This window comes from Accumulibacter sp., from assembly GCF_031732815.1.
In the GTDB taxonomy this organism is placed as follows: Bacteria; Pseudomonadota; Gammaproteobacteria; order Burkholderiales; family Rhodocyclaceae; genus Accumulibacter.
In genome coordinates this window covers 1-5,179 of sequence record NZ_JAVMKF010000123.1, presented here as the reverse complement: position 1 = coordinate 5,179, position 5,179 = coordinate 1, and the positions used below count along the sequence as shown (strand labels likewise).

General features: G+C 66.9%; 5 protein-coding genes. All 5 read right to left on the bottom strand.

Annotated features, from left to right (window positions below):
• On the bottom strand, positions 1-947 hold a 947-nt coding region (locus RKP46_RS08840), incomplete at its 3' end, for a nucleoside transporter C-terminal domain-containing protein (RefSeq protein ID WP_311106306.1).
• Between the two features lie 18 nt (positions 948-965).
• Positions 966-1,592, bottom strand: coding sequence for a hypothetical protein (locus RKP46_RS08835; RefSeq protein ID WP_311106305.1), 627 nt, complete (start codon positions 1,590-1,592; stop codon positions 966-968).
• A 17-nt stretch (positions 1,593-1,609) separates the two neighbouring features.
• Positions 1,610-3,589: an acetoacetate--CoA ligase gene (locus RKP46_RS08830; protein ID WP_311106307.1), complete on the bottom strand. Its 1,980-nt coding sequence runs from the start codon at positions 3,587-3,589 to the stop codon at positions 1,610-1,612.
• Between the two features lie 38 nt (positions 3,590-3,627).
• Complete coding sequence (locus tag RKP46_RS08825; RefSeq protein WP_311106304.1) at positions 3,628-4,035, bottom strand: thioesterase family protein; 408 nt, start codon at positions 4,033-4,035, stop codon at positions 3,628-3,630.
• Positions 4,036-4,120: 85 nt separating this feature from the next.
• On the bottom strand, positions 4,121-5,179 hold a 1,059-nt coding region (locus RKP46_RS08820), incomplete at its 5' end, for an acyl-CoA dehydrogenase (protein WP_311106303.1).

Sequence of the window (5,179 nt, the reverse complement as noted above, 5' to 3'; positions counted from 1 at the left end):
GGAACGCCGGCCATCCAGGCGAGTGGTGCCATCAACCAGCCAAGCATGCGCTGTAGCGACAGGGCGCTGCCCGCCACCGGCGGCAGCATGCCGAGAAGCTGATTGACCAGGCTGACCAGGGCGACGAGGACGATCAGCATGGCGACGATGTTGATCAGCAGGTTGACGCCTTCGCTCGTACCACGCGTGATCGCTTCCATGGTGCTCTTCTCGGTGCTCGGCAACTGGCGGCTGCCGCCGGTCGGAGCCGCTTCCGGCGGAACCAGGATAACCGCGAAGACGATGGCTGCCGGCGCGCTGATGAACGATGCGGCGAGGATATGCCCCAGCGCGTCGGGAACGACCGGCGCCAGAATGCTGGCGTAGAGTGCCATGACGGTGCCCGCGACACCGGCCATGCCGCCGGTCATGATGATGAACAACTCGCCGCGACTGACGCTGCCCAGGTAGGGACGGATCAGCAGAGGCGCTTCGATCATGCCGACGAGGACGTTTGCCGCGGTCGACATCCCGACCGCCCCGCCGACGGCGAGTGTACGTTCGAGCAGCGCGGAAAAGCCGCGCACGAGCAGCGGCAGCACGCGCCAGTAGTAGAGCACTGCCGACAGCGCGCTCATCACGAGAACGACGGGGAAGGCCTTGAAGGCGAGAACAAAGCTTGCCCCCGGAGCGGTCTCGGCATAGGGCAGCGCCGCACCGCCGAGGAAGCCGAAGACGAGCCGCGTCCCCTCGCCGGTCGCAGCGACCACGGCGAGCAGCAGGTCGTTGCAGGCGGCGAAGACTTCACGCGCGCCAGGCACGCGCAGGATGGTGACGGCGAGCGCGAACTGCAACAGCCCACCGCCGATGACCGTTCGCCAGGGAACCGCCGCCCGCCGAGCCGAGAGCAACCAGGCGACCGACAGGAGCAGGAGGTAGCCGACGGCGGCCTGCAAGACGGCGTTCATGCTGCCCGTCGCGGGCGCCTAGCGTGCCTTGCGCCCCGGCGCACGCGCAGCGGCGGCGACCTGTGCCGAACCGCGCGCAGCGACTACCGGTCGATCAACGGCTTTGCCGCGCGCTGTAGTTGCCGGCGCGGCGCGGGTGACTGCCTTCGCCACCGGGCGTTCGCCGCTCCTGCCCAGGCCGCCACCCGCCGGTATGGCAGCGGGAGCTCGGTTGCCCTTCATGCGGGCTGGCGCTGGCGGCGGTGCGGCAAGCGGTTCGCCGACATGGGAAAATTCCGGACGCACCTGGCTCGCCTCGCGGTAGGCAGGCTGTATCTGTGCCGCCGGCGTTGGCGCCACCTCGCGCCGGGTCGGCGGAGCGGCGACCGGCCGCTCACTTGCCAGACGCTGGCCGTAGTTGCGCTCATAGCGTTCGAGCAGGCGTTTCAGTTGCTCGCGGTCCGGGCAATGCGGTGCCGACAGGCAACGACCGACGGCGTCGTAGACGATCGCTGGCGGCGGCATGCCGTCCGGCGCCAGCCACGCGCCGAGCGGCGGGCTGCCGGCGCTGCCGCCCGCCTGCGCTGCGCCACTGCGGAAAAGGAGCAGGACGACGATGAGAACGACCAGAGCAAGCGTAGCGCGTCGGGATCGGTGCAGGGTCATGATCGCGGGCGCGCTGATCAGTTCTGCAACTCGGGCCGCGCGCGATAGCCCTCGAGCGCTTCCGGGTTGGCCAGCGCCTCGACGTTCTTCACCGGCCGTCCATGCACGACGTTGCGCACAGCGAGTTCGACGATCTTTCCACTTTTTGTCCGTGGAATGTCGAGCACCTGCAGGACCTTCGCCGGCACATGGCGAGGGGTCGTGTTGTCGCGGATCTGCTGCCGGATGCGCTCGCGCAATGCGTCGTCCAGTGCCACTCCTTCGCGCAGCTTGACGAAGAGGACGACGCGCACGTCGTTCTGCCAGTCCTGGCCAATGACCAGCGACTCGACGACCTCGGGCAATTGCTCGACCTGGCGGTAGATTTCGGCTGTGCCGATGCGCACGCCACCCGGGTTGAGAACGGCGTCCGATCGCCCGTAGATGATCATTCCTTCGCTCGCGGTCAATTCGACGAAGTCGCCGTGACACCAGACGCCGGGAAAGCGGGCAAAGTACGCGGCATGGTATTTGGCGCCGTCCGGATCGTTCCAGAAACCGATCGGCATGGCGGGAAACGGCCTGGTGCAGACGAGTTCGCCGCGCTCGCCGCGCCCGGCGGCGATCGGCTGTCCCTCGTCGTCGAAAACGGCCACCGCCATGCCGAGCCCGCGACACTGGAGTTCGCCGCGGTTGACCGGGAGCAGCGGACTGCCCAGGGCGAAACAGGAAAGGATGTCGGTGCCGCCGGAGATCGACGCGAGTTGCAGATCGGCCTTGATCTCGCGATAGACGTAGTCGAAACCCTCGGGCGCCAGCGGGCTGCCGGTAGAGAAGATCGTGCGCAGCGCCTCCAGCCGGTGCGTGCGACGCGGCTGCAGCCCGCTCTTGGCGAGCGCGTCGATGAACTTGGCCGAGGTCCCGAAGTGCGTCATGCCTTCGCTGTCGGCCAAGTCGAAGAGGATCGTTCCCGCTCGGCCGGAAGCCCCCGCAATGAATGGCGAACCGTCGTAGAGGAGCAGCGTTGCCTGCGAGGCGAGGCCCGAGACCAGCCAGTTCCACATCATCCAGCCACAGGTCGTGAAGTAGAACAGGCGATCGCCAGGAACGACATCGCCGTGCAACTGGTGTTCCTTGAGATGCTGCAGCAAGGCGCCACCATGCCCATGCACGATGCACTTGGGAACGCCGGTGGTGCCCGAGGAGAACATGATGAACAGCGGATGGGCAAAGGGGAGCGGCTGACAGTCAAGCTCGTCGCCGGCGAACGGCGCCAGAAAATCGGTCCAGCGCTGCTGGTTGCCGGCCGCTGCGCCGGCTTCGTCCGCCTCGTCGAGATAGCCGACGACGACGCTGCGCGCGAGAGACGGCAGGCGTTCGACGATCTTCGCGTTCTTCTCGCGGCAATCGATCGCCTTGCCGTTGTACCAGTAGCCATCGACGCAGAACAGCACTTTCGGTTCGATCTGACCGAAGCGGTCGAGTACGCCCTGCACGCCGAAGTCGGGCGAGGCCGACGACCAGATGGCGCCCAGCGCGGCGCTCGCCAGCATGGCGATCACCGCCTCGGGCATGTTCGGCAGGAAGCCCGCGACACGGTCGCCCTGCCCGACTCCGGCGGCGCGCAGCGCCTGCGCACAGCGCGCGACTTCACCGTAGAGCTGCCGGCGCGACAGGCGGCGCTTGACCTTGTCCTCGCCCCAGAAGACCAGCGCGTCTCTGTCGTCGCGTTGGCGCAGGAGGTTCTCGGCGTAGTTGACCGTCGCCTGCGGAAACCAGCGCGCGCCGGGCATTCGCTCGCCGTCCTCGAGCGCGATCTGACCGCGCTCGCCGAGCATTCCGCAATGATCCCAGACCGTCGTCCAGAACGCCTCTGGCTGGGCAACCGACCAGCGCCACAAGCTGGCATAGTCGTCGCAAGCCGCCTGCCAGCGCCGGTTGACCTCAGCCATGAAGGCACTCAGGCGGGCCGCCGCCATGCGTTCAGCGCTCGGACGCCAGAGTTCACTCGACTGCATCATTCTCTCCTCCCGTCTCGCCTGTCCTTGCCGTCGGATCAACCGCTCAACTGGGCGCGCAGCGCATCCGGTATCGGCACCGACTTGCCGCTTTCCACGTCCATCCAGACGATCTTGGCGTCGCCGGTGGCGTAGATCGTCTCCTCGCCGGTCAGGCCTATCTCGTAGTAGGTCGGCACGCTGCTCCGTCCGGGCTGGCCGCAGTACATGCGTACTTCGATGACCCCCGGGTAGTTGAGCGGGATGAGAAAAGTGCACGCGGCGTTGATGATCACCGGCGCCGTACCGCGCGGCATGATCGTATAGCCCAATCCCTCCAGATACTCGACCCGGCACTGTTCCATGTAGCGAAAGTAGATCGTATTGTTGACGTGCCCATAGGCGTCCATGTCACCCCAACGGATCGGTATCAGGCTGGTGTGGACGAGTTTGTGATCGCTTTGCATCGGCTTTCCTGTGCGTGCCGGGGTTGGCCGCCGGAGGCCGCGCGGTGGGAAATCCACCGGCGGCGCCGGGCAGCGAATAAAAAACTCAGAACATGTCTTCCGCCAGGGCCATCACCCCTTCGGCACCGTCGGTGACGGTGCTCGCCAGGCCGGGCGCCTGCGACAGGATGTGATCGGCGTAGAAGCGGGCAGTGCCGATCTTTGCCACGAAGAACGGATCGCTGTCGCCTGCCGCGATCCTCGCCTGCGCGGCGAGCGCAGCGCGCGCCATCAACCAGCCGCCAGCAACCGTCCCCAACAGCTTGAGGAAGGGTACGGCACCGGCCGCCGCCGCGCGTACATCCGATCCGTAGGTGGCAACCAGCCAGCCACCGGCCGCCGCCAAGGCATCGACGCCGGTGCGCAGGCGGTTGCGGATGGCGACGAAATGCCCGCCCGCTTGCTGCGCCAGGTCGGCGTCGAGCGCGCGCATGGCCTCGATCACCACCTTCAGCGTCGCTCCGCTTTCACGGGCAATCTTGCGTCCGATCAGGTCGTTCGCCTGAATGCCGGTCGTCCCCTCGTAGATCGTCGAAATCTGCGCGTCACGCAGGTGCTGCGCGGCACCGGTTTCCTCGACATAGCCCATGCCGCCGTGTACCTGCACACCGAGCGAGGCCACCATGACGCCGGTTTCCGTGCTCCAGCCCTTGACCACCGGGATCATCAGGTCGACGAAAGCCTGATTCGCCTTGCGTTCGCCCTCGTCCGGATGGCGCATGGCCGCGTCGTGCGCAGCGGCGACGACATAGGCCAGCGCGCGCGTCGCTTCGGCGTACGCCTTCATCGTCATCAGCATGCGACGAACGTCCGGATGCGCGATGATCGGCACTTTCGGGCCGCCGCGCACACCGATGTCGGTGCACTGGATGCGCTCGCGGGCATAGTCGCGCGCTCGCTGGTAGGCGCGTTCGCACACCGCGACGCCTTCCAGACCGACGCCGAAACGGGCCGCATTCATCATGATGAACATGTATTCCAGGCCACGGTTCTCTTCCCCGACCAGATGGCCGATCGCCCCGCTGTGGTCGCCGAAAGCCATGATCGCGGTCGGGCTGGCGTGGATGCCGAGCTTGTGTTCGATCGACACGCACCAGGCGTCGTT